This is a genomic window from Streptomyces sp. NBC_00569, from assembly GCF_036345255.1.
GTDB lineage: Bacteria > Actinomycetota > Actinomycetes > Streptomycetales > Streptomycetaceae > Streptomyces.
The window spans coordinates 2200509-2222327 of sequence record NZ_CP107783.1; the positions used below are offsets into that span (position 1 = coordinate 2200509).

General features: G+C 67.8%; 19 protein-coding genes and 2 pseudogenes. 9 read left to right on the top strand and 12 right to left on the bottom strand.

Annotated features, from left to right (window positions below):
- Window positions 1-288 precede the first annotated feature (288 nt).
- The 4 genes from OHO83_RS10160 to OHO83_RS10175 form a co-directional block, all read right to left on the bottom strand.
- Window positions 289-1800 carry a peptide MFS transporter gene (locus OHO83_RS10160; RefSeq protein ID WP_330279264.1) on the bottom strand — a complete coding sequence of 504 codons (1512 nt, stop codon included), beginning with the start codon at window positions 1798-1800 and terminating at the stop codon, window positions 289-291.
- Entirely contained in the window at window positions 1797-3242 is a 1446-nt protein-coding gene (locus OHO83_RS10165) for an NAD(P)/FAD-dependent oxidoreductase (RefSeq protein ID WP_329432891.1), read from the bottom strand. The genes OHO83_RS10160 and OHO83_RS10165 overlap by 4 nt, the downstream gene beginning before the upstream one ends.
- Window positions 3243-3353: 111 nt before the next feature.
- Window positions 3354-3926, bottom strand: coding sequence for a helix-turn-helix domain-containing protein (locus tag OHO83_RS10170; RefSeq protein ID WP_266675855.1), 573 nt, complete (start codon window positions 3924-3926; stop codon window positions 3354-3356).
- Between the two features lie 397 nt (window positions 3927-4323).
- Window positions 4324-4992: an alpha/beta fold hydrolase gene (locus tag OHO83_RS10175; RefSeq protein ID WP_330279265.1), complete on the bottom strand. Its 669-nt coding sequence runs from the start codon at window positions 4990-4992 to the stop codon at window positions 4324-4326.
- Between the two features lie 252 nt (window positions 4993-5244).
- Here OHO83_RS10175 and OHO83_RS10180 point away from each other — a divergent pair, with 252 nt between their 5' ends.
- The 6 genes and pseudogenes from OHO83_RS10180 (at window position 5245) to OHO83_RS10205 (ending at window position 9864) form a co-directional block, all read left to right on the top strand.
- On the top strand, window positions 5245-5991 hold the full coding sequence (locus OHO83_RS10180; RefSeq protein WP_330279266.1) for a helix-turn-helix transcriptional regulator: 747 nt from the start codon (window positions 5245-5247) through the stop codon (window positions 5989-5991).
- 730 nt (window positions 5992-6721) lie between these two features.
- On the top strand, window positions 6722-7402 hold the full coding sequence (locus tag OHO83_RS10185; RefSeq protein ID WP_323186968.1) for a nucleoside deaminase: 681 nt from the start codon (window positions 6722-6724) through the stop codon (window positions 7400-7402).
- A 28-nt stretch (window positions 7403-7430) separates the two neighbouring features.
- Window positions 7431-7671, top strand: a pseudogene (locus OHO83_RS10190) (hypothetical protein); the annotation flags it as partial.
- A gap of 69 nt (window positions 7672-7740) precedes the next feature.
- Window positions 7741-8307 carry a hypothetical protein gene (locus tag OHO83_RS10195; protein ID WP_266675847.1) on the top strand — a complete coding sequence of 189 codons (567 nt, stop codon included), beginning with the start codon at window positions 7741-7743 and terminating at the stop codon, window positions 8305-8307.
- 479 nt (window positions 8308-8786) lie between these two features.
- On the top strand, window positions 8787-9341 hold the full coding sequence (locus tag OHO83_RS10200; protein ID WP_330279267.1) for an SUKH-4 family immunity protein: 555 nt from the start codon (window positions 8787-8789) through the stop codon (window positions 9339-9341).
- A gap of 217 nt (window positions 9342-9558) precedes the next feature.
- Window positions 9559-9864 carry a hypothetical protein gene (locus tag OHO83_RS10205; protein WP_330279268.1) on the top strand — a complete coding sequence of 102 codons (306 nt, stop codon included), beginning with the start codon at window positions 9559-9561 and terminating at the stop codon, window positions 9862-9864.
- Here the strand turns inward: OHO83_RS10205 and OHO83_RS10210 are convergent.
- From OHO83_RS10210 to OHO83_RS10235, 6 genes are all read right to left on the bottom strand, one after another.
- Entirely contained in the window at window positions 9848-10828 is a 981-nt protein-coding gene (locus tag OHO83_RS10210) for a hypothetical protein (RefSeq protein WP_330279269.1), read from the bottom strand. The genes OHO83_RS10205 and OHO83_RS10210 overlap by 17 nt on opposite strands.
- Window positions 10829-11439: 611 nt before the next feature.
- Window positions 11440-12309: a carbohydrate ABC transporter permease gene (locus OHO83_RS10215; RefSeq protein WP_330279270.1), complete on the bottom strand. Its 870-nt coding sequence runs from the start codon at window positions 12307-12309 to the stop codon at window positions 11440-11442.
- Window positions 12306-13439, bottom strand: a complete 1134-nt coding sequence (locus OHO83_RS10220; RefSeq protein ID WP_330279271.1) for a carbohydrate ABC transporter permease — start codon at window positions 13437-13439, stop codon at window positions 12306-12308. Before OHO83_RS10220 ends, OHO83_RS10215 begins: the two co-directional genes overlap by 4 nt.
- Window positions 13436-14299, bottom strand: coding sequence for an extracellular solute-binding protein (locus tag OHO83_RS10225; RefSeq protein ID WP_330279272.1), 864 nt, complete (start codon window positions 14297-14299; stop codon window positions 13436-13438). Before OHO83_RS10225 ends, OHO83_RS10220 begins: the two co-directional genes overlap by 4 nt.
- Entirely contained in the window at window positions 14293-14463 is a 171-nt protein-coding gene (locus OHO83_RS10230; protein WP_330279273.1) for a hypothetical protein, read from the bottom strand. The genes OHO83_RS10225 and OHO83_RS10230 overlap by 7 nt, the downstream gene beginning before the upstream one ends.
- A 303-nt stretch (window positions 14464-14766) precedes the next feature.
- Window positions 14767-15771, bottom strand: coding sequence for a LacI family DNA-binding transcriptional regulator (locus tag OHO83_RS10235; RefSeq protein ID WP_330279274.1), 1005 nt, complete (start codon window positions 15769-15771; stop codon window positions 14767-14769).
- Between the two features lie 197 nt (window positions 15772-15968).
- On the opposite strand from OHO83_RS10235, the gene OHO83_RS10240 reads away from it, so the two are divergent.
- The 3 genes from OHO83_RS10240 (at window position 15969) to OHO83_RS10250 (ending at window position 19874) form a co-directional block, all read left to right on the top strand.
- On the top strand, window positions 15969-18128 hold the full coding sequence (locus OHO83_RS10240) for an amylo-alpha-1,6-glucosidase (RefSeq protein ID WP_330279275.1): 2160 nt from the start codon (window positions 15969-15971) through the stop codon (window positions 18126-18128).
- A gap of 526 nt (window positions 18129-18654) precedes the next feature.
- Window positions 18655-19647, top strand: coding sequence for a sporulation protein (locus OHO83_RS10245; RefSeq protein ID WP_330279276.1), 993 nt, complete (start codon window positions 18655-18657; stop codon window positions 19645-19647).
- Window positions 19648-19649: 2 nt separating this feature from the next.
- Window positions 19650-19874, top strand: a complete 225-nt coding sequence (locus tag OHO83_RS10250; protein ID WP_330279277.1) for a twin-arginine translocase TatA/TatE family subunit — start codon at window positions 19650-19652, stop codon at window positions 19872-19874.
- 534 nt (window positions 19875-20408) lie between these two features.
- Here OHO83_RS10250 and OHO83_RS10255 read toward each other — a convergent pair.
- Window positions 20409-20984 (bottom strand): annotated as a pseudogene (locus OHO83_RS10255) (LCP family protein); the annotation flags it as partial.
- Window positions 20985-21038: 54 nt separating this feature from the next.
- Window positions 21039-21548, bottom strand: coding sequence for a transglycosylase SLT domain-containing protein (locus OHO83_RS10260; RefSeq protein WP_330279278.1), 510 nt, complete (start codon window positions 21546-21548; stop codon window positions 21039-21041).
- Window positions 21549-21819 lie beyond the last annotated feature (271 nt).

Below are 21819 nucleotides of genomic sequence, written 5' to 3' on the forward strand. Positions count from 1 at the left end.
AAGCACTGTCAGTACTCGGCCTTCCACGCTCAGCCGTGATCTACGAGGATAGGTCGTCGACGAGCCTGCCGACCGCAGTCTGGTGAGCGTGCGGCTCATCGAGCGGGAGACCCGCGTCCACGAGACGTCGCGCACCTCGCCGATCCGGATCCGGGCCATCTCCCGTCAGCCTCTGACGGAAGATGGCCCGGATCCACGCGCTGAAGTGCCTTGACATCCGCAAGCCGCACGACGTGGCACTGGTGCCGGCGGCGCTGCAAGCCCGCTGAGCGCGCGGACCGGCTCGGGTCAGCTCCCGAGCCCCGATTCCAGGAGCCGCCCCACCGGCTTGCGTACGGCGAACAGGACCAGACCGATGCCGATGCCGCACACGGCGGTGACGGTGAAGTACGAGGCGTTGTCGATCACGGTGAACAGCTGCCCGAGGAGCCCCGCGAGCGACGAACCCAGCGCCAGCGTGAGGAAGTTCAGGCCGACCATCTGCGAACGGAACTTCTCCGGCCCGATCCGGGTGGCCAGCGACAGGCCGATCGGCCCGATGAACACCTCCGAAGAACCGGCGGCCATCATGAACAGCAGGATGAGAAACAGCGGGATCACCGCGTCGCCGGTTGCCTCGGAGATGATCAGCAGGAAGAGATAGGCGCAGCCGATCTGGGTCAGTCCGATGGCGACCTTGGTCACCGGGCCCGGCTGGCGCTCCCCGAGGCGCTTCCACACCCGGGCGACGAGCGGCGTGATGAGAACCGCCGCCAGGGGGCTGACGGTGGTGATCCAGGCGACGGGGAACTTCCAGCCGCCGATGTGCAGATCGATCCGCTCGGTGATCAGGATCGAGATGGCCGTGAACTTCTGGAACAGGAAACCGAAGTAGACACCCGAGGCGAGGAACAGCGGCAGATAGCCGAGGATGCGCCGGCGCTCGTCGCGGGTGACCGACGACGATGTCGTCATCGTGAGGAAGTACGCGGCCGCGGCCACCAGCGCGGTGATCGTGACCACGGTGGACAGGTTCCCCGCCTGGAGCAGTCCGGTGGCGCCGGCGCCGCCCACGACCGCGACGCAGGCGAGGACCAGAGCGGCGACGAGCGGCCGACGCCCCGTCGACAGTGGATTGTTGACGATCTTTGCGCGCTCCGGGAGCCGGTTCATCGACACGACGTACTGGATGAGCGCCCCGGCCATACCGATGGCCGCGAGCCCGAATCCGAAGTGGAAACCGAGCTCGTTCTGGGCGAGCCCGGTGGTGAGCGGGCCGACCACCGCGCCGATGTTGATAGCCATGTAGAAGTACGAGAATCCGGCGTCCCGGTAGCGCTCGTCCGTGTGCTGGTCGAGAACGAAGCCGACGATCGACGTGATGTTCGTCTTGAGCGCTCCGGTGCCGAGCACGATGAGGACGAGGCCGGCGCCGAGGCCCGAGAGGCCGGGCGCGAAGGCGAGCACGACATGCCCCGCGGTGATGACGACGGCCCCGTACAGGACCATCTTCTGCGGGCTGACGAGCCGGTCGCCGAGCCAGGCGCCGAGGATCTGCGACAGATAGACGGCGCCGCCGTACCCGCCGACGATGCCGGAGGCGAGCGCCGGATCGAGGGCGAGGCCGCCCTCCCCGATCTCGTACAGCAGATAGAACGAGAGGATGCCTTGGAGTCCGTAGAACGAATAGCGCTCCCACAGTTCCGTGAAGGCCATGCTCCACAGGCCGCGCCGGAAGTCTCCCGCGGGCGGTGTCGTGGCAGACGTCGCGGACGGCTTCTGCGAGACCGGCGTCGTGGTCGGTGTCGTTCGGGTTCTCATTCGCTGAGTCCTGCCAGTCGGGAGCCGAAACGGGCGATGAGCGAGGTGTTCTGTGAGTGCCGCCTCTCCTCCCAGCGGTCGGCGACACCGAACAGCCGGTACATGCCGTGGACGCCGATCCAGCGCAGGGGTTCGGGCTCCCAGCGTCCCGAGTCGTGGTCGTTCCACGGCAGCCGGGTCAGCTCGGTGTCCCGGCCCGCCGCCCGGTCGAGCAGTGTGCGGGCGGCGAGCTGCGTAGCGGTCACGCCGTGCCCGGCGAACCCGCGGACGACGCCGACGCGGGTGGCGGGATCGAAGTAGACGCCGGCGCACCAGTCACGGGTCACGCCGATGGCGCCCCGCCAGGCGTGCTCGACCGTGAACTGCACGTCGGGGAAGAAGAATGCGAGCCGCTCCGCGAGGGTGCGCACGGTGCGGGCGTCGACGGCGCCGGCTCCCGGGGTACCGGAGTTGAAGGCATACGGCGTACCGCGGCCGCCGATGGCGATGCGGTCGTCGGCGGTGCGCTGGGCGTAGACGAAGGTGTGGGCGGCGTCGCCCAGGCATTCGCGCTCCTGCCAGCCGATGCGCTCCCACGCCTCCGCGGACAGCTGATTGGTCACGATCATCGAGGAGTTGACGGGAATCACGTCCCGCCTGCCGAGCCCGGGGACATCGCCCTCGACCTGGCCGGAGTACGCCTCCACGCAGGTCAGCACGGTCTTGGCGCGCACGGTCCCACGCGAGGTGGCGACGGCGCCCGCCGCGATGCGCGAGGCCCGCGTGTTCTCACAGATCCGGACCCCCTTGGCCTCGACGACCGCCGCGAGGCCGTGGACCAGCTTGGCGGGGTCGACGCGGGCGGTGGTACGGGTGAGGAGGCCGCCGAGCGCGGGCCCGATGGCGATGCGCCGCCTGACGGCGTCGGCGTCAAGGAGTTCGAGGTCCTCAGCCCGGTATCCGGCGGCGAGATCCGCGGCGTAAGTTCCTTCAAGCCGCTTCAGAGCAGCCGGAGTTGTGGCCACCCGCAGATGCCCGCCGCGCCGCTGGTCGGCCTGGATGCCCTCCTTGTCGAGGATGCTCAGCGTGTCATCGACAGCGCCATCCATCTCCCGCTGGAACGCGGCGATCGCGGCGGCACCGTCCTCCCCACGCCGGCGCGCGCACTTGGCGTACACGGCACGGTTGCCGGGGATGAGCGGGGAGAGCCAGCCGCCGTTGCGCCCGGAGGCCCCGTAGCCGACCTCCTCGGCCTCGATCACGGTGATCTTCGCCGTCGGCTGCTGAAGGATCGCGTGGTAGGCCGCCCAGAGCCCGGTCAGGCCACCGCCGACGACCACGAGGTCCTGCTCCTCGTCGGGCAGCGCGGCGTCCCGGCGCGCGGTCGGGCCCGAGAGCTCGTCCGTGGCGGCGCGGGACGCCTGTATCCAATGCGATATCTCACCGTTGCGGTACACGGTCATGCGACAACTCCAGCTGGACGCAAGGGGATTGGGGCGTCCGGGACGCGGTGACGGGAATCAGAAAGTGGCGGCACTCAGAAGGATGGGGGGAGCTCAGAAGGTGCGGGACGCTCAGTAGGTGGGGGGCGCCATCGCCCACAAAACCCTGGCCTCGTCCACGCCCGTCGTCTCGACGACGCGGTGCGGATCACTGCTGAGGTAATGCACCGAGTCGAGGGCACTCAGCCGGTGGTGCTGGTCGCGGACCCACACCTCCACCTCACCGGACAGCACGAGAAGGATCTCCTCGGAGCTGCCGTGGGTGTACGGCTCCACACCGGTGGAGCCGCCCGGGGCGAAGTGGCCGAGGAGCACTTCGAGGTGGTCGAAGGAGCCGGGGGTCAGCTTGATCTTCGTGGCGCCGTCGCCGAACGACATGCCGTGCGCGTCACGGAACCGCAGCACCGGGCTCGCGGCCGAGCCCGCCTGCTCGAAGAGGTCGCCGACGCTCAACTTCAGTACGTCACACAGCCGTTGCAGTGTGCGCACGCTCGCGTTGACCTGGTCGCGCTCGACCTGCGAGAGATACCCCTCGGTCAGCCCGGCCTGCTCCGCCACGGCTTTGAGCGTCAGGTGGAGGGCCCGTCTGCGACGACGCAGCCGTGCCCCGATGCCGGCTGCGGGGCCGGATTGATCGTTGGACATGGACGGAAACTTAACAAGCCTTTGACGCCATCACAATGGTCTTGAGCGTCATCAATTTTTTCTTAGATGAGCGTGACGGGGAGATCCACTCAGCACTCATCCGCTGTCGACCCATCGGCGTGGCGGTCACCGTCAGCCCTGCTCCTGCCGGTCGAGGCAGGTGGTCGACTCCTTGTCCCCTATGAGCAGTTCAGGAGATTCGCCGAGTTCAGCGGATGACTCCGCATGACGCAGGCCAGCGCCTCGTGGCGCACGGTTTCCCAGCTCCACTCGGCCACATGGCGCCTCGCGGCGCACCCAGCTGTTCGTCCGAGCCACAGGCTCCGGCAGGCCGCGGACGTAGTCCTGCATCATCGCTTCCCGTCCCCATGACAGACCCTGTCGATGCATCCGCGATTTATTCGCCGAGCAGTAGTGCGGCGACCGCCTCCGGTGCCTCGTGCATGGCGTCGTGGCCGGTGGGGAGGTCGTGGACCTGCCACTCGGGATCGGCTTGGAGGCGGGTGCGGAGTTCGGCGAACGGTGTCCGATCCTCCCACCCCGAGCAGTAGATGAACTCCCGGCGAGGGACCCGGGCGAGCGCGCCGGTGAGCCGGACCGTTTGCAGGAACGAGGCAAGGGGTTGGGGACGGCGGCGGGGATCGCCGCCGTCCGGTGGCCGGATGGCGTAGCCGGTGGCCGCAGCGCCAGCAGCAGCCACTTCCCGGAAGTACTCGTTTGTCGACGACCACCACGACTCGCCATTGCGCGGTACGAAGGCGTCGAGATGCACCAGTCGTGAGATCCGGCCGTCAGCGCGATCGGCGGCGGCGGCGATCACCATCCCGGCGTAGCTGTGGCCGACCAGCGTCGCGCCGGTGATGTGGTTGCGGTCGAGGTGGCGCAACACGTCATCGGCGTGCGTGTCGAGGTTGGCGGTCGCGACCGTCGCCTCGTCGTCGTCTGGCCGCAGGCCGGTCAGGGTCAGGGCGTGAACGGCGTGACCGGCACGCTCCAGCAGCGGAATCACCGCCTCGTACGACCAGGAGCCCTTCCAACCACCAGGTACAAGGACGAACGTCGCCATGCGCTTCCCCTTCTCTCTCAAGCCACGGCATCGAGGCACGCCGCCTCGACGACATGTGGTTCCGTGAGGCACTCCGCGCGACTGAAGACCAGTCCATACGGAGGAAGTCTCGCCAGTTCACGGTGTGGCTTGCTACCGCTACGCTGCCAACCGATGCCTGTTCGCCGCCAACCTCGCCAGACCACCGGTGTGACCTCACATATGTGGCCGTCCGGCGGGCGCCACCTGTGGCCATCCGGCGAAACGAGCGCGGTGCAGTCGCACACACGGGGACACCTGGTGTACGCGGCCAGCGGCGTCCTGGCAGTTCACACCGAGCGCGGCACCTCGATCGTTCCCGCCAACCGGGTCGCCTGGACCCCCGCCGTGTTCACGCATTACCACCGCGCCCACGGCGACACCGATATGCGGATCGTCTTTCTCGTGCCGTCTCTCGCCCGGCTCATGCCGGACCGCCCCGCGGTGTTCCTGGCCTCCGACCTCGCCCGCGAGGTCCTGCTCGCCCTGACCGGCCTCCGCAACTACGGTGACGCCGCGCCTGATTACAGCCGGTCCGCGCGCTCTCGTCTCCTTCGAGTACTCGTCGATGAACTCCGCGAAGCACGCGAACAGCCGCTGCACCTGCCAGAGCCACGGGACGACCGACTGCGAGCCATCGCCCGGATGCTGAACGAGACGCCGGCAGACAGCACCACGCTGGCCGAACTCGGGAAGACCATCGGAGCCAGCACCCGCACCCTCAGCCGACTGTTCCGCGACGAACTCGGCATGACCTTCTATGAGTGGCGCACGCAACTGCGCGTCCACCACGCCCTCGTGCTCCTCGCTGACGGCCACGACACCACCCAAACCGCTTTCGCCTGCGGATGGGCCAACCCCAGCAGCTTCATCGCAGCGTTCACCAACATCATCGGAACGACCCCGGGCCGCTACCGCAGCGGTCGTCAGACCGCCCCCCAAGCATCTCCACTCCCGACAAGGGTCAACTCCTCGGAGTGATTCGTACTCGCACTCAGGCCGATGTGGTCCGCGATCGAACAGGAGTTACTCCCGTGCGGCTCGCGATTCCCGCACACCTACAGCGGCGGAACAATGTCGCCCGCAGGCTGCAGCCGGTCCCCCGGTCTTGTTGCGCCACGACAGCACCAAGGACGCCGAGTTGCTGGATCTCCGCCATGAGAATGCAGTGCTCCTGGTCAGGTGGGACTACGTCGTCCGGCGCAGGCATCATCGCCGTCTCGTGAGTGGACGGTGACCTGCGCTTCCTGCTGCGTGACCACGACGGCAGGGACGGCGGTCTCTCGATGCCGTCTTCGAGGCCGAGGAGATACATATCCCGATGAGTGCATCGCGGGCATCTCGAATGAACGCCCGCTGCAAGCTGGTGATCGGCAGCATTCGGCGCTAAGCCCTCGACCATGTCCTCATCATGAACCGGGCCATGCCCGGCAGGTCCTGGCCGCCTACGAACGGCACTACAACGAGCACGACCCCATCACCGTGCCAAAGTCGAAGCCGGCAGTCGCCTGCACACCCACGTCCTCGGCGGAACCATCACCGCGTACCGCTACACCGCTTGATCTGCGGCGACGACTCTCCGAGCCCCCACACGCTGAACTGCCCTTCCAGATTCCACCCGAAGAAACGAACAGCGTCGCGATCGCGTCGAACAAGTTCGTTCAGCGGCTGGACCAAGGCATTCACCGACCCCCGGCTCTGCGCGGCCATCGTGGACCGCCTCACCTTCGGCGGCATGGTGCGAAAGAATCGCTGCATGCCGGTACAAAGATCAGCTCACGAGTCGTGGTCGATGCTCGGCGTGCCGTGGCGGGCAGCCGTGGAGATGGCCTGGGATTCCTACCGCCAAGGCGGCATCGCCGTCGGTGCCGTTCTGACTGACGGAACGGAGAACATTGTCAGTCGCGGACGCAACCGGCGCTTCGGGACGATGTCACCGCGTGGCCTTCTCGCGCATGCAGAGATGGAGGCGTTGAGTGTGCTTCCGGCAGAGAAGGACCGTGCACGCGGCAGCGCGCTCTACACCACGTTACATCCGTGTCCAATGTGTCTAGGCGCAGTCGTCGTGGCGCGCGTCGGTCGACTTCATTTCGGTGCGTTCGACCCGACCTGGCTAGGGATCGAGCAGTTGCCCCAGCACAACGACGAGGTGCAGCGTCGATGGCCGGACGTCACAGGCCCGCTGACCGGACCACTCGGCGAGTGGCTCGCGGTGCTGCCGTGCCTGAACACGAACGGCTCCCTGGTTCGAGCAATGGAGTCAACGGCACCCCACCGCGCCGAACTTGCCCGTGCCGTCGCACGGCGTCTCGGAAACAGAGACAGACTTCCTGACACCGTCGACCAAGCTCTGGAGCAGGTCTGGGATCTGTTGGCTGAACACGGAGAGTAGGACCACAACCGGGCCGACGATGGCTGTCCCACGCGACTCCGGCAACATCATCGGCAACTTGCACCGGCGTCGGCGCTACCTATGCGGGCATGCAACGCGTCTTCTACACCTCCGCGCTGATCTGCATCCGCAATTGCGACAAACTGCAACGCTTCTACGAACGCAAGCGCGCTGAAGGCAAGCGACACACCCAGGCCGTCCTTGGGCCGGCCCGACTAAGGGCCGATGTTCTGTGCTTGGCGTGCCCATTGAGACTCCGCCGACCTTGAGTTCGGGGGGCGCACGAGGGCACGACCCGGACCAATGATCCGGTCGGAGCGGGCCTACCATCACCTCTCATGGCAACAGTGATCTTGACCGTCGGGCTGGCGTTCATCGGCTACCTGGCGACCTATCTCAACGGACTCCGACTGGCGCAGAGGCAGGCCCGACTGACGCGGGTCAACGTCCAGTTGAGCGACTTCTACGGTCCTCTGTTCGCGCTGATGGAAGCCAACAGCCGTGCCTACGACACCTTCTCCGAGACGTACGCCCGCCCCGACGGCCGCGATCCCTTCCACCACGACATACCACCCACCGAGCAGGAGCTCGCCCGGTGGCGCACATGGGCCGCCACCATCTTCATCCCCAACGTTCAGGCAATGCGGGACGTGGTGGTCACCAAGGCCGATCTCCTCATCGAGGAGGAGATGCCCTCGGCCCTGCTCCAGCTCTGCGCACATGTCGCCGGATACGAGATCACCGTCGCGCAATGGGCCGAGGGCAATTACGAAGAACACCTGTCACTCATACCGTTCCCTGGCCGGGAGCTAAGGGAATACACCCGCGACCGTTTCACCCACCTGAAGAGCGAGCAGGCGAGGCTACTGGGGCGCCGCCGCGAGCGCTCGAACCGTCGACGCTGAAGCAGAGGGGCGGAGTCGTGCCACGGCCGTGCCACATCGGGCGGTGAATCACGGTCAAGGGCGGTTCGCCGCAGTCACGATGCGCCGCTGACCTGATTGGCTTGTATGCCTGGCGCGACCTGGTATCTCTCGAGGCACGTCACGGCCGTCCATACAAGGCGGACGTCGACCGTTCGAAACCGTCCGCGTCCACCAGAGATCACGATAGGCACCTGCGACACGTTCTGGCCGCGTAAGAGAAACACTTCAACCCCCATCGCCCGCGCCGTGCCCTCCACCAATCAGCACCGCTGCGGCCAATCGCCGATCCAATAGCCCCTGACGGCAAGGTCATCCGCCGTGATCCACTCGGCGGGTTGATCCACGAAGACACGCAGGCCACATAAGCGGCCGAGTATCGGGGCACCCACGAGCTGCAGGCTCACCATGGCCGATAGCATCGACCACCAGTCGCCCTCGCAGAATGCAAAGGTCCCCGCATGAACTTCGTCCTGTCCCCGGACGGGGTACGCACCGCGTTCGGGCTCTCGGGTGTCGTCTACTTCCCCCGTTATAGCGACCCGAACAACCAACTGAACGACGCCGCTGCGCTGTTGCTGAGCAGCATCGGCCTTCCGGACACCGAATGGTTCATGTCCAAGGCCAGCCTGCAAGCCGACGACTACATCCACGTCAGCGAGTGGTACGCGGGCAAAGGCACGGTGCCCAAGGAGTGCAGCGACTGGCTGATTATCGGCATGTTCGCAGACACCACCCTCGCTCTCGCTCCGGACACAGGCACGGTCTACGCCCTCGGCGACAGTGAGACGGAAGTCGTCTACAGGGTGATTCACCGTGACGTCGAGTCGCTCGTCTATGCCCTGACCAAGTTCCAGATCCTCCAACAGGGGCTGGAAGACGGTGACGACGAAGACACGGAAGAACGCGTTGATGCGCTCCGTACCGAAATCACTGAGTTCGACCCTCTACCCTTCGAACATCAGGACTCGCAGTGGCACCTGACTTTCGAAGAAGTGATCGACGGCATCTGGTAGGGCGAGCAGCCGATCAGGGAGCTGGGAAATCACCCACATCGCGTCCCGGTCGTCGGCCGGGCTTGCGTGGGCGACGGAGCTGATGCTGATCCTGCCCTTGTCGAAAACTCATCAGTCCTGGCGAGGGCAAGTGCGCTGGGTCTGGAGGCTGGCAGCTGTGACTGATGGCGCCGGGGCTCTCGCCCGACTGACGAGCGCCGGGGCATGGTGATCCACCATGCTGCTGCGACTGGCCTGCCTGGGTGTGGCGATCACGTCCGCGATGCTGCGCCTGCCGGCGATGAGCGATCGGGACAGGGCCGTCGAGATCCTCGCCCCGCGCCATCAGACCACGGTACTGAAGGGCCAACACGGCAAGGAAAAGGTGCGGTTCAGCCCAAGTGATCGGGCGTTCCTGGCGGCGCTGCGGCACCGGCTTCCGCAAGATGCGCTGCGCAGGCTGCGGCTGCCGGCCCGGCAAATCTGGCCGCAGCCCTGCTGCCGCGGCAGCAGTCCGGTGAGCAGCGTCAGGCACGCAGAGTGACGCCGAAACGGGTCTTCATCCGACGCAGTTCCCACAGCGAGACGGCGGTCACCGACAGCGGCCCGCCCAGCATGGAGCAGAACTGGACGACGGGCGGGCCCCCCGGCATGCCGTCACCGATCACGCTGAAGGCCGCGAACACCCACACCAGCGTCAGGGTGAGGACGGGCGGCAGCATCGGGTGGACCTGGGCGCTGTTGAAGGCACTGCGAGCCGAGTACAGAGACGCCATGAAGAAGAAGGGAAGGCCCCACACGATCACGATCAGCGAGGCGACGGCCAGTACGTACTCCCACCAGCTCTTCCCGTCGTCGGCGTTGACGGTCAGGGCCGTCGGGACGAGGACTCCGCCGATGACGACCAGCGTCAGGACGTACCAGCCGACCGCTTTGAGCGGAGCGCGCAGCCGGGAGCGCAGATGCGGCCGCAGGCGCGGGGGCGCGTAGTAGATGAATCCGAGGATGACCAGGGGCGCGGCGATGATCAGCACGAACGGGGCGAGGATGAGTTGGGCGGCACCGCCATACGCCGCGTCCTCCCAGCGGTTCGGGTCCACGTTGTAGGCGAGGATCAGGGCGACGGTGGCGGCGGCACCGAGCACCGTGCGGGCCAGCTGGACGCGGTCCACGGCGCGGTCCACGATCCGGCCTTCACCCTCCTGCACGAAGAGCCTGGTGGCGACGCGATGCGCGGAGCGCAGGATCGCGCCGACGAGCCCGAAAGGAGAGGCGAGCGACAGGCAGCCGCGGCGGCGCCGGACGGCGGGCCTCGTGGGCTGGGGGCCGTAGGGGTACGGATTCGGGTACGGAGGCTGGTTCGGGTACGGGCCCGGATTCGGTGGTGGCGGACCGTACGGGCCGCCCTGCGGTGGTCCGTAGGGAGCGCCCCAACCGCCCTGGTTTCCCGGTCCGTTGTTGCCAGGCTGACCCGGGCCGTTTCCCGGCCCCCATCCCCCCGTTGCCATGCCGCTCCCCGTTCTCTCTCGGCCAGTTGCTGTGTGTGCCCTGTGGCGCCACGGGGCAGTGTAGTGACATCGGGTGACAGAGGCCGCCCTCGCTGCCGGTCGCGCCGCCTTGCCCGTCGCGCCACATAGGTGCATACCCGTCGGCACTCCGGCGAAGCGCCGAGGCCGTCAGGGCGCCGACCGGATCGAGGTCGGAGTGCCGCGGGGCCACCAGTCGTCGCGGCCCGGTTCCGACTCGTACGCGTACCACAACCTGTCCCGGCTCAGGCGGAGTGGGACATGGTGGCGGGAGTGGGTGAGGGGGTCGCGCCAAGGGCGGAAGGCGGCTCGGCAAGACGCCAGCAAGAAGTGATCGGGCGTTCGTGGCGTCCTCCCGTACGACCGCCAGGCGTCGTTCGAACTCTTGGGCCAGGTGCTGATACGGCGCAGTGCTTCAAGACTGCTCCCCGCTGCTGGCCAGGGATGTGTCCGCGTCCGTATTCACACCCGGCGCCTGCGTCTGCGGATCCACACGTGGCTCGCCCCCGACACCGCCCCCGAAGCGGTCCTCGACGCACACACCGCATGCAGCACGTACGCCGACTCCTGCCATCCGCCGGGCCTCGCGCGCGTCACTCCTTGAGAGCGCCCGCGTTTCCGCCCCGTACGAAGTGGCGCTGGAAGACGAAGAAGACGATCGCGACCGGGATCGTCGCGAGGAGCGCTGCCGTGAGCTTGAGGGGGTACTGGGTGCCGACTCCCAGGCCGCCGGAGACGAACTGGGCTAGACCGGTTGTCAGGGTGGCGTGGTCGGCGGACTGTGTGGTCACCACGAAGTGCGTGAACTCGTTCCAGGAACCCTGGAAGGAGAGGATCGTGAGCGTGATCAGGGCCGGGCGCGCCATGGGCAGGACCACGGACCAGTAGGTGCGGACAACGCCGGCGCCGTCGACGCGGGCCGCCTCCTCGATCTCGCGCGGCACCGACTCGAAGAACTGCTTCATGATGAAGATGCCGACCGCGTCCACCAGCAGCGGCACGATCATCGCCGTGTATGTGTCGTAGATGCCGAGGTACTGCACCACGAGGAACTTCGGGATCATCAGGACGACGCCGGGCACGGCCATCACGGAGATGAGCAGCACGGTCAGCAGGCCGCGGCCGCGGAAGCGCAGCCGCGACAACGCGTATCCCGCGAGCGAGTCGAAGAAGACCCGTCCGGCCGTGACGACCACGGCGATGAAGGCGGAATTGCCCAGCCAGGTCGGGAAGGCCACACCCTCTGAGCCGCTGAACAGCTTCCGGTACGCGTCCAGGGAGAACGGGTTCGGGATGAGACTGAGCGGTGAGGATGCTGCTTGCGGATCCGTCTTGAATGTCGTCACCAACTGGATGACGAACGGCATCAAGTAGAGGAGCGCCGCGAGCGACATGACCAGGGTGCCGGCAAGGCGGAGCGTGCCGCGCCGCTCACGCGCGGCAGTGGGCATCGGTGCGGTCATCGGGCCGCCCCCTTCGTGCGTCGTATGCGGCGCCCCTTTCGCCCGTCTCGTTCCCGCAGTGCGAGCCGCTGGAGTCCGGTCATCACCAGGATGATCGCCAGCAGGACGAAGGAGATCGCGGTGCCCGTCCCGTACTGCCCGTCCTTGAAGCTGAGGCTGTAGGAGAGGTACGCGGGCGTGAGCGTGGTGTTGGCGGGCTGGCCCTGACTCATCACATAGACCTGGTCGAAGACCTGCCAGGAGCCGATGAGGCCGAGGGTGATCACCAGGAAGAGGACGGGGCGAAGCGCGGGAAGGATCACGTGGCGCAATGTCTGCCGGCGGTTGGCACCGTCGAGGCGCGCGGACTCCAACTGGGTCTCGGGGATGTCCTGGAGTGCGGCCAGGAACATGAGCATGAAGGTGCCGGACGTCGTCCAGACCACCAGCAGGATGATGGTGCACATCGCGACGGAGGGGCCGGACAGCCAGTCCCACCAGGACAGTCCCAGCATGCCGTGCCCGGCGAGGGCGGCGGGCGGTGAGTCGGGGTCGACCAGACCGAGCCCGCCGAGCACCACCCACACCAGGCCCCGGGCGTCCGTGAACCAGTTCGGGCCCTGGATGCCCACCCACCTGAGCAGGTTGTTGACGGCGCCGCTGCTCTGGAAGAGGAAGAGGAACACGGTCGAGACCGCGATGGAGCTGGTGACGGACGGGAAGTAGAACGCCGTCCGGAAGGCGTTCTTGCCCTTGAGGCGGCGCCGGTTGACGGCGAGGGCCAGGCCGAGCGCCAGAGCCGTCTGCAGCGGGACGACCAGCAGGACGTAGTACAGGTTGTTGCGCAGGGACGTCATGAAGAGGGTGCGGGTCAGGCCGTCGTCGGTGAACAGGCCCTGGTAGTTGCCGAGTCCGACGAAGTCGGCCGCTCCGGAGAAGGGGTTCGACTGGCCGTCCCAGTCCAGCAGGCTCACCCACACCGCCATGACGACGGGTATGGCCAGGAAGAGGCCGAGGATGATCACCATGGGGCTGACGAAGATCCAGCCCCACAGGCCCTGGCGGCCTTCGCGGCGCGATCGGCGCGCCGTCGGGCCGCGGCGTACGGCCGCCGGGGTGCGGGGCGGCCGCGCCGTCGTGCTGGTGTTCATCGACCGCTACCGCCCAGCACGCTCTCGCCGTTCTTCTGCAGGTCGGCCAGGAGCTTCGCCGGCTCGCTGTCCGCCAGCTGCGCGAGGGAGGTGTTGAACTCGGCCATCACCTGGCGCATGCCGGGAGCGGACACCGGCCGCTGGGCGTAGGCAGTCCCGTCCGCCCATGCCTTCGACTCGGGGTTCTGGGCGACGTACTTCTCGAGCAGTGTCGTCTTCGCGGGCATCACGCCGACGGCCTTGGCGAACTCCAACTGGCTGCTGTCGCTGGTGAGATGGTTGATCAGGTCGACCGCGGCGGTCTGGTGCCGACTCTTGGCGGCGACGCCCCAGCAGTTCGTGAAGACCATGGTGCCCTTGCCGCCGGGCCCCTCGGGCAGCGGGACGACCTTGTACGCGGTGTCCGGGAAGTCCTTGGTCATGGCGCCGGCCAGCCAGTTGCCCTCGATGGTCATCGCGGCCTTGCGCTTGCCGAACGCCTCGCCGCCCCATCCGGCGTCCAAGTCCTTCGGGTACTTGAGCACGCCTTCCTTGAGCAGCTTCTTGACGAAGGTCAGCGCCTGGACGTTCGCCTTGTCCGTGGCCGTCATCTTCGTCTGGTCGGTGTTGGTCAGCCAGGAACCGGACTGCTTGATGAAGGCGCCGAGCTCGTTGTAGTCGGGGTTGAAGGCCAGGCCGGTGACGCCGTTCTTGGTGAGCTTCTTGGCCACGGCCTCCAACTCGTCCCAGGTCTTGGGGTAGTCGGCGTCGGTCAGGCCGGCCTTCTTCCACAGGGTGGTGTTCACGGCGAGGCCCAGCGTCGACTGGTCCTTGGGCGCGCAGTACAGCTTGTCGTCGTAGGTGAAGGCCTTCGTCAGCACGGGGCTGAAGTCGTCGCGGTCCTTGAGCTTGTCCCGTAGGCGTACAGCGAGCCGCGCTTGGCGTACGTGGAGAACTGGTCAGCGGTGGTGTAGAAGACGTCCGGCGGGTTGCTGCCCGCGAAGGCCTGGCCGAGCTGCTGGTCGATGTTCTGCGCGAGGTCCACGGTGACGGAGTTCTTCGTGTCCTTCGCCCATGCGGCGGCGGCCTTCTTGACCGCGGTGGTCTCGGCGTCGCCCGACGTGGCGATGAGGACCTTGATCTTCTGCTTGCCCGAGTCGTCCTAGGCGGTTCCCTCGTCGAACCCTGACGAGCAGGCCGTGGCCAGCAGTGCTATCGACAGTCCGCAGGCGACAAGAGGCAGTTGGGTGCGGCTCATGATCGTTCCTTTGCGCGTGGAGGCGAGTGTCGTGGTGTGAGCGGGTGGAGCGGGACGAGCGTGGTCGGGGGCAGGGGGCGGCGGCCCGGGTCAGGTGCTTGCCGGAGCGTCCACTGCGGCGGGCCCGGAACTGGCCCTCACCACGAGTCCGGGGGGCAGCAACCGGTGCTCGTAAGGGAGCAGAGGATCGGCGATCCGGGCGCGCAGCATCCGCACGCACTCCTCGGCGACCTGCTCCAGGGGCTGTTCGACGGAGGTCAGGGCCGGATCGAGGAGTTCGGTGAAGGGCGAGTTGTCGAAGCCGGTGACCGCGACGTCGGTGCCGGGCCGCAGCCCGCGGTCGCGCAGGGCGTCGTAAGCGCTGAGGGCGAGGGCGTCGCTGACGGCCATGATCGCGGTCACGTCTCGGCTCAGGAGGGTGTCCGCGGCCTGTCGGGCGGCCTCGGGCAGGGCTGTCTCGTGCAGTCCGCGGACCGGAAGTCCGTGACGTTCCATGGTGCGGAGCCAGCCCGCGGTGCGGTCGTCGCCGGTGCCACTGCCTACGGGCCAGCCCAGCAGGCCGATCCGCCGGTGTCCTGCCGCGATGAGGTGCTCGGTCGCCACCTCGATGCCCGCCGCGCCGTCGACGTCGACCCAGTCGCCGAAGTCGTCCCCGCTCCAGGAGCGGCCGAAGGCGACGAAGGGCACGGATCGGTCGTGCAGCCAGCGGTGGCGCGGATCGTCCTCACTGGTGCGGTCCAGGACGAACGCGTCGACTGCCCGTTCCCGCAGCAACTCGTCGTAGCGCTCGATCTCTTCCTCACGGGAGCCGACCGAAAAGACCATCAGCCGGTAGCCCGCGGCGGCGGCGAGGGCGTGCAGGAAGCGGTCGTACACCGCGTTGGATCGACCGGCGACGCTGCGCTCCAGCGCGTACCCGAGGGTGCGTGACTCGCGGCGGCGCAGGGAGCGGGCGGCGGTGTGCGGACGGTAACCCAGCTCTTTTATGGCGGCGTTGACCCGGGCCAGGGTCTCGGGCCGCAGCAGCTCAGGATTGTTGAGGGCGTTGGACACCGTCTGCTTGCCGACCTCGGCGAGACGCGCGACATCAGCCATCGTCGGTGGCCGTCCATCGGACGAAGTAGCCCCAGCAGGAAGGTCTTTGGTCATTTCAATCCATACGGAACGTCGGGTACGGTGTGGACACGAGGCGATTGGATCGATCCAATACCGTGTTGGATCGATCCAACCGCAAAGTTCGGTCACTGTACATCCCCCCTCCCGCACGAACGAAGGCCAAAGGTCACATCTCGATGGCGCAGCAGACCCCTCAGCAGATACAGCCCGCGGCGTCCGCCTCGGAGTTCGCCGGCCAGCCGTTCGTCCACGACGCGATACTCGCGATCTGGGCGCCCTCCTTCGTGGCCTCCCGCCCCGACGGCGACATCGCCGCTCCGGTCGACGGCTTCTACCACGGTGACCGGCGCTTCCTCAGCTCACTGCGGATCAGCGCCGACGGGGCACACCTCACCGCCACGAACAGCGCGCTGGAGTCTGCCGACCGCGCCACGTTCGACGCCGTGTTGCGGGGCGTCGCCCAGCTCACCCCCGACCCGGCGGTGGCACTGCGCCGGGATCGCAGTGTCGAGCCGGGCCGGTTCCGCGAGACGGTCACCGTCCACAACAGCGGTTCCCTGGCGGCCCACTTCACGCTCGGCATCACCGCCGAGAGCGACTTCGCGGCCATGGACGCCGTCAAGAGCGGTGCCCGGACACCCCTGGCCGGGCCACGCGACGAAGGGGACGGCCTGGCCTGGGTCTCGAACGGCAACCGGATGACGCTCACGGCCCGCGTCCACGGCCCCACCGACCCCGACAGCGTCCCGGTCCCCGTCTCGGTGGACGGCAGCCGCGGCAGCTGGGCCTTCACCATCGCTCTCGCCCCGGGCGATACATGGACCTGCACCCTCGAAGGCCTCGCCGAGAGTGCCACGCCCACGCCCTTCGCCCCGGCGGCACGCGAGGACCGCCCCTGGGCCGACCTCCAACTGGCTTCTGCAGACAGCGACTTCGCCCGACTGGTCGCACAGTCGGAGCAGGACCTGGCCCGTCTGCTGCTGGCCGACCCCGAGGCACCGGGTGATCTGTTCGTCGGGGCGGGCGCCCCTTGGTACCTCACCCTGTTCGGCCGGGACTCGCTGTGGACCGCGCGGATGTTGCTGCCGCTGGGCACCGAACTGGCGGCCGGCACCCTGCGTACACTCGCGCGCCGGCAGGGCCGCGCCGTCGTGTCCGTCACCGAGGAACAGCCCGGCAAGATCCTCCACGAAGTCCGCGCCGAGGCGCAGGAGACAGAGGACGGAACCCGACTGCCCGCGCAGTACTACGGCACCATCGACGCCACTCCCCTGTGGATCTGTCTGCTGCACGACGCATGGCGCTGGGGCATGCCGTCGGAGGAGGTCGCCGCGCTGCTGCCGCACCTCGAAGCAGCTCTCAACTGGCTTGTGGAGTACGGCGACCCGGACGGGGACGGCCTCCTGGAGTACATCGACTCCACCGGCACGGGCCTGGCCAACCAGGGCTGGAAAGACTCCGGCGACTCGGTTCGCTTCCGGGACGGCTCCTTGGCCACCCCGCCCATCGCGCTGTGCGAGGTGCAGGCTTACGCACACGAGGCAGCCGTCTCCGGGGCCACCCTGCTGGACGCCTTCGACCGGCCCGGCGGCGACCGCTACCGCGACTGGGCCGCGCACCTGCGCGAGGCCTTCCGGCGCGGATTCTGGACGACCGACGAACACGGCCGATACCCGGCAATCGCTCTCGACACCGACAAGCGCCCCGTGGACGCTGTCACCTCGGGGCTGGGACATCTGCTCGGCACCGGCCTCCTCGACGACGACGAGGAACGTCTCGTCGCCGACCGACTGCTCTCGCCCGGCCTGTCCGACGCCTTCGGCCTGCGCACGTACGCCACCGGCAACGGCGGTTACAACCCGCTCGGCTACCACGTCGGCTCGGTCTGGCCGCACGACACGGCCATCGCGGTGCACGGACTGGCCCGTGCCGGATACCCCGACCAAGCCCGGCACCTCGCTGACAACCTGATCGCTGCGGGGCCCGCCTTCGACTCCCGCCTGCCCGAACTCTTCGCGGGCACTGCCCAATCAGAGTCTTCCCGGCCGGCCCCGTACCCGGCATCGTGCCGACCGCAGGCATGGGCCGCCGCCGCGTCCGTGGCCCTGCTCCAGGCGCTGCTCGGCCTCGATGCAGACGTGCCGGCGGGCACGGTGAGCATTCAGCCGGTCGCGAGCGGGCTGCTGCCGCTGACCGTGACGGGGTTGCGGATCGCCGGTCACGAACTCTCCGTCTCCGTCGCGGCGGACGGCTCCGCGCAGACCCACACCACGGCACCCGTCGAGGTGTACGCCCTCACCCCAGACACCCTGCCCCCTGCGCCGGACACCGCTTGAGTGGCACGCCGACCGCCGCAAGCACCCGGTTTGCGGCGGTCGGGCACGGCGCCGACTCGGACGCCGAACGGGTCGTCGTACGAGTTCGTTCCTGTCCCGTTCGGGAGCTCATCACCCCTGTTCAGACCGCATATCTGCACTCGTTGATCACGCTGCCGAGTATGCGGATGCCTAGAAACCGGTGAGCGGACGGGGCGCCTACAGGCGTCGGGTGCTCCAGGGCGAGGGGAGGGAGCTGTCGGCGAGCCTGGTGGGGCGATGACGTTGTCATGCTGGGCGTACGCATTGAGGACGTGTCGGGCGTCGAACTCGTTCCACATCAAGAAGGGCGCTCGTCAAGCGTGCGCACGGGACGCTCCAGGCAGCACCTTTGAGACTTTTCCGCCGCTCAAGGCTGCACGCCCCGCACTTCGGCATCACCCGGCCCTATGCTTCTACACAGGTGTAGAAACTCGCGGGTGTCATGCGTGTTCCGGCGCTCCCGGCTCTGCTCACCCTCGTACGCACAAAAGGGAGAGACGCCTCGATGGTGTTCAAACGACTGCTCGGCTCACTCGGTGTGGGCGGCCCCACCGTCGACACGGTCCTCGCGCCCGGGGCCACCGCCCCCGGCTCCACGCTCTCCGGCCAGGTCCATCTCAAGGGTGGCAGCGGCGACTTCGACATCGACCACATCACCCTAGAACTGGTGGCCCATGTCGAGGCAGAACACGAGGACGGCGAGAGCCACGGCATGGTGGCCTTCGATCGGTTCGTGGTCGGTGGCGGCTTCCGGCTCGCCGAGGGCTCAGAGCAAACCGTGCCGTTCTCGGTGACGCTGCCATGGGAGACCCCGATCACCGAGCTGTACGGGCAGGGCCTGGGCATCGTCCTCGGCGTGCACACCGAACTCTCGGTCGCGGGCGCCAAGGACAAGGGCGACCTCGACCCGCTCGCCGTCGGACCACTCCCAGCACAAGAGGCGATCCTCGAAGCCTTCGGGCAGCTCGGCTTCGGCTTCAAGTCGGCCGACCTGGAGTACGGGCGCATCGGCGGCACCGGGCAGCAGCTGCCCTTCTACCAGGAGATCGAGCTGGCTCCGGCGCCGCAGTACGCCCACGCGGTGAACGAGATCGAGGCGACCTTCCTCGCCACACCAGGCGGCATGGAGGTGATCCTTGAGGCGGACAAGCGCAGCGGCCTCTTCTCCGGCGGCCACGACGCAGTCACCCGCTTCACCGTCGGCCACGACGACGTCCGCCACCGGGACTGGAACACGCTCGTCGACAGCTGGGTACGACAACTGGTCGAGCACCGTGCGGCGTACGGCACGCACGCCTCGTACGGCCACAGCGGTCACTACGAGGGCCACCACGACCACGATGGGGGCCACCATCGTTCCGGCCCCGGCATGGGTACCGCCATCGCGGCGGGCGCAGCCGGACTGGCCGTTGGTGTGGTCGGCGGCATGGTTGCCGCCGAGGTGATCGACGAGGTCGGAGACTTCTTCGAGGGCGACGACGAAGACGGTGAGGACTGACCATGTTCGGACTGAGCGAGATAGCCATCATCCTGATCGTGATCGCCATCGTGGTCGGCATCAAGAAACTGCCCGAACTGACCCGCAGCGCAGGAAAATCGGCCCGCATCCTCAAGGCCGAGGCCAAGGCCATGAAGGAAGAGCAACCGGACACCCCGCCCCGGATCATTCCGGGTGAGACGGTGACACCCCCTGCGCCCCCTTCGCCCCCTCGGCAGGAGCCGTAAGGCCCTCGGTCGCTGAAGCACTCTCATAAGTCCGGCATAGTCCTCGCACCCGGCACACTGAGGAGTTGCGAGGGCGCGCGGGCCCTGAGGCTGCGGACAGCCGTAAGGCGACCCGGCCGACATCAAGGACATGCACCAGGCCGCCACCACCACCTAGATCACGAAGGGCGGGGACCACCGTCCGGGTCGCTCCAGGTCAACTCGCAGAAAGCGTCATTGTCCGAGTGCATGGCGGACGTACCGCGACCCCTGAGGCACGGATCCTGACGGGGCGGACGACCTTATGGTTTGCAGTTACCGCAGACGGCGCAGTTCCAGCCAGCCGTTGTTGACCGCGTCGTACATCGCTCCGCGCCCCCGCCGGTGCTCGGTCGTCAGCGCCGGGACAGCCGGTTCGGCCGACACGGTTGCATCGACACAGGTACCGGCGCCGCAGGGGCGGGGAACACGGGCCTCCACCCCGCTGTCGAGGGCGGCCGACGGCGGAATCGTTCTCCCGGTCGATGTGAGCAACTGGCGACGGCCCGACTCCCCCTAGGCGCACGCGGGCACCGGTGAGTCGGTCCTCGCGGCGACCGAGTTGTCGGTCGCGGACTTCGGGATCGGCCGGTCGTCGCGCAGGGCCTGCCAGACCTGGTGGGACGCCTTGGTGAGGGGCAGGACGCGGCCGGCGTCCTGGGGGTCGTAAGTGACGGGCAGCGTGACCATGTTCATGTGGTCGGGGCTGATGCCCTTCAGGTCCTTCGCCAGGCCGAGCAGCTTGTCCGCGGAGGCGAGACCGGAGTCGGCGCTCACGGTCTTGGTCGCGGTGTCGGCGAGTTCGTACGTCCTGGCGGGATTGCTCAGCACGCCGATCGACTCGGCGCGGTGGGTCAGTGCCTTGATGAAGGTCTGCTGGAGCTGGATCCGGCCCAGGTCGCTGCCGTCGCCGACGGCGTGCCTGGTCCGCACGAGCGCGAGTGCCTGTTCACCCTTGAGGGTGTGCTTGCCGGCGCTCAGGGACAGGTGGCTGCTGGTGTCCTTGATGGCCCGGTGGGTGGTGATGTCGACACCACCGAGCTCGTCGACGAACTTCTGGAAGCGGAAGCCCTTGAAGTCGACCTCGAGACACCTTCGAGGGTTGAGGTGTGCCGTGGATCAGTTACGGCGTGTGGTGACGACGGCTCAGTACGCGGAGTTGACGTTGTCGATGGAGCCGTAGCGGTCGGCGGCGTAGTTGGCGGCCGCGGTGATGTTGGCGACCGGGTCCGTCAGGCTGTTGGCGGTGCCGGCGACGTGGTAGGCGTCGAAGGTCGGCTGGATCACCTGCAGCAGGCCCTTGGACGGGGTGCCCTTGACCGCGTTGACGTCGTAGCCGTTCACGGCGTTCGGGTTGCCGGAGGACTCACGCATGATGTTGCGGTGCAGACCCTCGTAGGAGCCGGGGATGCCCTTGGCCTTCATGACCTTGAGGGCCTCGTTGATCCAGGCGTCGACGTTGTTCCCGTCGGTGGCCTTCTTCGTCGACACCGAGGGAGCGGCCTTCGGCGCCGCGGTCGGCTCGGCGGCCTGCGCGGGGGACGGGGCGAAGGTCAGTGCAGCGCCCGCGAGACCGGCGGCGGCCAGGACCGTGACGGTGGCGCGCTTGAAGCGGGTGGGGCGGGCGGCAGCGGTGATCTGAGTGGAGAAGGCCATACGGGATTACCTCTTCATGCTCGGGGACATCGTGCGGCGCCGGCCGTGTGGTGGCGCTGGGGGCGGAGTGGAGATCCGCGTCCTGACCCGGGGGTCCGGAGCGAGCGCCTTGGCTCGTGCTCCGACCCGCTCTCCGGGACGACAGCCATAGTTAGCGATGCCCGAGAGGGGGCGCAAGGATGTGACGTACTACCCCACTACGGAGGAATGTCCGAAATGAGACGATACGATGCCTTCTATGCGCCTATGGGTGGCCTCATCGGCTACTACC